The sequence below is a fragment of the Streptococcus mitis genome, assembly GCF_946188615.1.
GTDB classification, from domain to species: Bacteria; Bacillota; Bacilli; order Lactobacillales; family Streptococcaceae; genus Streptococcus; species Streptococcus mitis_BZ.
In genome coordinates, this window is the sequence record NZ_CAMHVK010000014.1 from 1 (window position 1) to 5,180 (window position 5,180).

At 39.8% G+C, this 5,180-nt stretch carries 1 protein-coding gene; it reads right to left on the minus strand.

Features of this window, described 5'->3' with window-relative positions:
• On the minus strand, positions 1-5,180 hold a 5,180-nt coding region (locus OCF95_RS09700; protein WP_261105323.1), incomplete at both ends, for a GEVED domain-containing protein.

Consider the following 5,180-nt stretch of genomic DNA (forward strand, 5'->3'; position numbering starts at 1 on the left):
TCGCCATCTTCACTTGGATTACCTGGAATCTCGTTTCCTTCTTTATCCTTGAATGATGTCTTAACTTTTTCGTAGACGTGCTCTGTATCTCCATTTGGAAGTTTCTTAGTCTCTACGAAGCGGTAGCCTGGAATATCTTTCTTAGGTTGGTCGCCATCTTCTGTTGGATAGTTTGGAATTTCATTTCCGTCTTTATCCTTATGACTTGTCTTAACTTTCTCATAAACGTGCTCAATGTCGCCATTTGGAAGTTTCTTAGTCTCTACGAAGCGGTAACCTGGAATATCTTTCTTAGGTTGGTCGCCATCTTCACTTGGATTACCTGGAATCTCGTTTCCTTCTTTATCCTTGAATGATGTCTTAACTTTTTCGTAGACATGCTCTGTATCTCCATTTGGAAGTTTCTTAGTTTCTACGAAGCGGTAACCTGGGATATCTTTCTTAGGTTGTTCGCCGTCTTCTGTTGGATAGTTTGGAATTACATTGCCATCTTTATCTTTATAAGTCGTTGTCACTTTCTCATAGATGTGTTTTGTATTTCCTTTTTCGTCGATCTCAGTTTTAACAATCTTGTATCCTGGGATGTCTTTAGTTGGTTTAGTTCCATCTTCTGTTGGTGAAAGTGGGTTACCCTCTTTATCAACGAATGAAGTATCAGGACGAACTGTTGGAGTGTAAGTAGCTGTTACTGGTGTACCGTTCTTATCTACACGTTTAACTGTTACACCTTTAGCTTTTCCTACGAAGTCAGGTTCTGGTGTGAAGGTTACTTTACCATTTTCATCGATAGTGTATGTTCCTTCACCTGGTACTTTCTTCTCAGTTGTGCCATCGTCAAATGTTGGTTTAACTGTTTCATCGATTTCAACTGGAACTTCCTTACCGTTGATTGTAACTTTTCCACCTTCAAATGTTGGTGTTCCTGATTGAGGTTGTCCTTTAGGACCTTCTGATTCAGTATCTTTTGAAGTTGGTGATACTGGAACAACTACTGGAGTGTACTTAGCTGTGATTGGTGTACCATTCTTATCTACACGTTTCACTGTTACACCTGTTGCTTGACCAGTGAAGTTCTTCTCTGGTGTAAAGGTTACTGTACCGTTCTCATCGATTGTGTATGTTCCTTCACCTGGTACTTTCTTCTCAGTTGTACCATCATCAAATGTTGGTTTAACTGTTTCATCGATTTCTACAGTTTTTTCTTCACCGTTGACTGTTACTTTTCCACCTTCAAATGTTGGTTTACCTGTTTGAGTTGAACCTTGAACATCTTCTGTTACAGCGTCTGTTCCTGTTGGTGTTACTGGTGCTACTGTTGGGGTGTATTTAGCTGTCACTGGTGTGCCATTCTTATCTACACGTTTAACGGTTACGCCTGTTCCTTTACCTGTGAAGTTCTTCTCTGGTGTGAAGGTTACTGTGCCATCTGGTGCCACTGTGTATGTTCCTTCGCCTGGAACTTTCTTCTCAGTTGTTCCATCTTCGAATGTTGCTGGTACTTCATCATCCATTGGTACGTCTGGGTTTCCTGGTTTGAATTCAGGTTTACCAGTCTGTTCTTTACCTTGGATGTCTGTTGTTTCAGCTGGTTCTGCTGTTGGTGTTACTGGTGTTACTGTTGGAGTGTATTTAGCTGTGACTGGAGTACCATTCTTATCTACACGTTTAACGGTTACGCCTGTTCCTTTGCCTGTGAAGTTTTTCTCTGGTGTGAAGGTTACTGTGCCATCTGGATTTACTTTGTAAGTTCCTTCTCCTGGTACTACTTTCTCAGTTGATCCATCTTCGAATGTTGCTGGTACTTCATCATCCATTGGTACGTCTGAGTTTCCTGGTTTGAACTCAGGTTTTCCTGTTTGTTCTTTACCTTGGATGTCTGTTGTTTCAGCTGGTGTTGCTGTTGGTGTTACCGGAGTAATCTTCGGTGTGTAAGTTGTTTCTACAGCTGTTCCGTTTTTATCCTTAGCTTGAATTTTTACTGGTTGAACTTCTCCAGAGTATTTTTTGTTTGTTGGTTCAAATACTGCAACTGCTTTTCCATCTACAGTTTTAAGAGTATATTTACCAATTACATTTCCTTCTGGATCTTTAGCCGGAACTTCTGTAGCTGGTTGACCATCTTCACCAAGAAGAGTGTAAGTAGATGGATCGATTTCTACCGTTTTTTCTTCTCCAGCAATTGTGGTCTTACCAGGTTCAAATGAAACTGTACTTTCTTGAGTCTTACCTTGAACATCTTCACTTGTAGCTGGTGCTGCTGTTGGTGTTACACCTACGATAGATGGTGTGTAAGTTGTAGAAACTTTTGTTCCATTCTTATCCTCAGCTTGAACTTTAGCTGGTTGTACTTTACCCGTGTAAGATTTGTCTGTTGGAGTAAAGGTTACTTCTCCTGTTGTTGGGTTAACAGTGTATTCACCAACCTTATTACCTTTTTCATCTAAAGCATCTACTGGTCCATTTGCTTCTGTTCCATCTGGATTTAATAGTTTTACAGAGTTTTCTTTAATTGGTACTTCTGTGTTTCCTTCTGTAAATGTTGGTGTTCCCTTTTGAGTTTCACCTTGTACTCCTGCTGAAGTAGCTGGATCCGCTGTTGGTGTTACGCCTGTTACAGTTGGTGTGTACTTAGCAGTAGCTGTTGCTGTTGCTGGTTGACCATTTTTGTCTTGACCTACTGGTGCTGTTAATGATACATCAATACCTTTAGCTGTTCCTGTAAATTGTGGTTCTGGCGTAAATGTTACCGCTCCAGTTGTTGGATCGATTGTATAAGTTCCTTCTCCTAGCACTGTAACTGTTTTTTCATCTGTTGGTTGTCCAGTCGCTGGATCTACCAATTTAGCTGGGTATTGTGCACTTGGTGTTACTGCATCTGGTGCAGTTCCGTCACCATCTTTATCTACATCGATAGTGAATTTAGGTGTTTTTGTTTGTGGTTTACCTTGGATATCTGTTGATTCTTCAGGTGTACCTACGATTTCTTTTGGAGTTACTGTTGGAATATAAACAGCATCCATTGTTTTAGTTCCAGTAGTATGTGTTCCATCATTAATGTTTTCCACACCATGTTGATCCGTAAGTGCTGTCCATCCAGTTGAATGACCATTAGCATCTACAGCACGAAGTACGATACCATCTGCTTTACCAACAAAGTTAGGATCTGGAGTGAAGGTTACTTTATCATCAGTTACTGTATAAGTACCTTGACCAGCTTTAGTGTATGATTTAACTAAGTTTCCGCTTGGATCTACAATCATCACACCCTCAGATTGTTTTTTCTTAGTTGTTTCTAAGCTAATAGAGTTTGTTTGTTCAGAGTAATCTAGTTTACCGTATGAATTGAAGGTAGTATTTCCGTTGTTTGAACCAAGATTAGAAGCATCGTCCCCTAGAGCACGTGATACAAATTCAATACCTACAGACTGAGTTTCACCTTGTTTACCAGTTGTTTCTTCCTTATCTCCACGTGGAGGAAGAGCTACTTGAATTTGGTTATCTTCTACCTCACCTGAGAAGGCAATACCCGTAGCTTTGGTTACTTGTTTTTCAGATTTCGCGATTCGAGTACGGAAATTCACCATACCTTTAGTAGTATCGATGACTTGAGTATTTTTGAAAACAAGCTCTACTGTTTCGTTGTTTCCAGTAACTTTAACGATCTCAGACGCTTCACCTTCATCGAATTTACCGTTATTGTTGAAATCGATAAATCCACGCACATAAGCAGGTTCTACTGTACCAGTATATTTGTCATTACCATTTGCTGATGCAATCACTTTAACACGGTAACTATTATCTGCACCTTGTACGATTTTAACTTCCGGTTCACCATTATCTTTATTAATATGAACATCTTCTTCAGCAATAAGCTGTGCTACACCTTCATCACCCATGTCAGTAGCATCATCTGATCCAATACCACGTACACGCTCTCCATTTTGTGCTTCAGGGTCAGCTTTGACCTTACCTAAGTATGGTTGTTGAATTTCTTCTGTTTGATTGGTTGCATAGTCAGTAGTAGATGTTCTGAGAGAATGCTCTGCTTTACCATAAGATTCTGGAAGATCTCCAAAGTCTGATAAAGAGATACCAATCATAGACGACTGAGCTCCACCCGAAATGATGTAGAACCCAACTTCAGTTGCTCCTGCAGTAGATACGATTGGTGTAGCTTTATTACCACCTTCACCATTGATGTAACTACCAAAGACTTGAGAACCTAATCCTGATGTTGCTGTATCAGGCGTTGAGAAAGCACTATTCGCTAAGGCTTTCTGAAGTTTATCATCCTTTGGTGTAAATAACTCTGGGCTTGTTACATTTTGCATTTTCACATTAGGTTGATAAGGAGTTGTTTCTGATGCGTTACCTACCAATGCATATAAATCCCAAGGCGTTCCGTTTGTAGTGTAGATTTCACTTTCGTTTACCTTGATATCTTCACCAGATGTCATTAAAATAGTTGGTTTTGTTTTCTTACCATTATACTCGGCATCAACACTAAATACTACACCAGCGATAGTACCATTCTTTTGAACCGATTTATCATCAGTACCCGCAATCGTAGTTTTATGTGGATCAGTATTAAAACCTGCATTTTTCACGTGTGCCCATTTTGTTTGAGCAGAACCACCGATACCAGTCGCTTCTTTAAAGCTATTTACAGCATCTGGATTATAAGTATCTTCACTAGCAGTTCCCGCTACACGATTTTTATAAGTCTCTGTAGCATGGAATGGTTTCATTTCTTTAACAGTTAATGTTACAACATAACCTGGCATCAACTCCTTTTTGAAAGTTGAACCAACTTGAAGCTGTCCATCTGCATCTAAGCTAGTCCAAGCTGCTGTATCTGTAAAGTCTAACCATTGGATTTGTTTTGAAGCTTGCTCTATCTCTTTATCATCTTTTCCTTTGTTCATAATAGGAATATCAGCTAGAGATGAGTACCCATGATCTGCCAACCATTTTTGTCCTGCCTCTGTAGAGGAGTCTTTAAGCGCTGTTGTTTGAGCGTCTGTCAAGTTTACTGCGAACTTACCATCACGACCGATTCCTGCGTTTTTCAATTCATTGTAAACTGCAAGGATTGATTCATTGAGGCGTTCCAATTGTGCATCTACTTGCTCTTTTGTGACACTCTTATCAGCAAGAAGAGCCTTAGTTTCAGTAAGAAC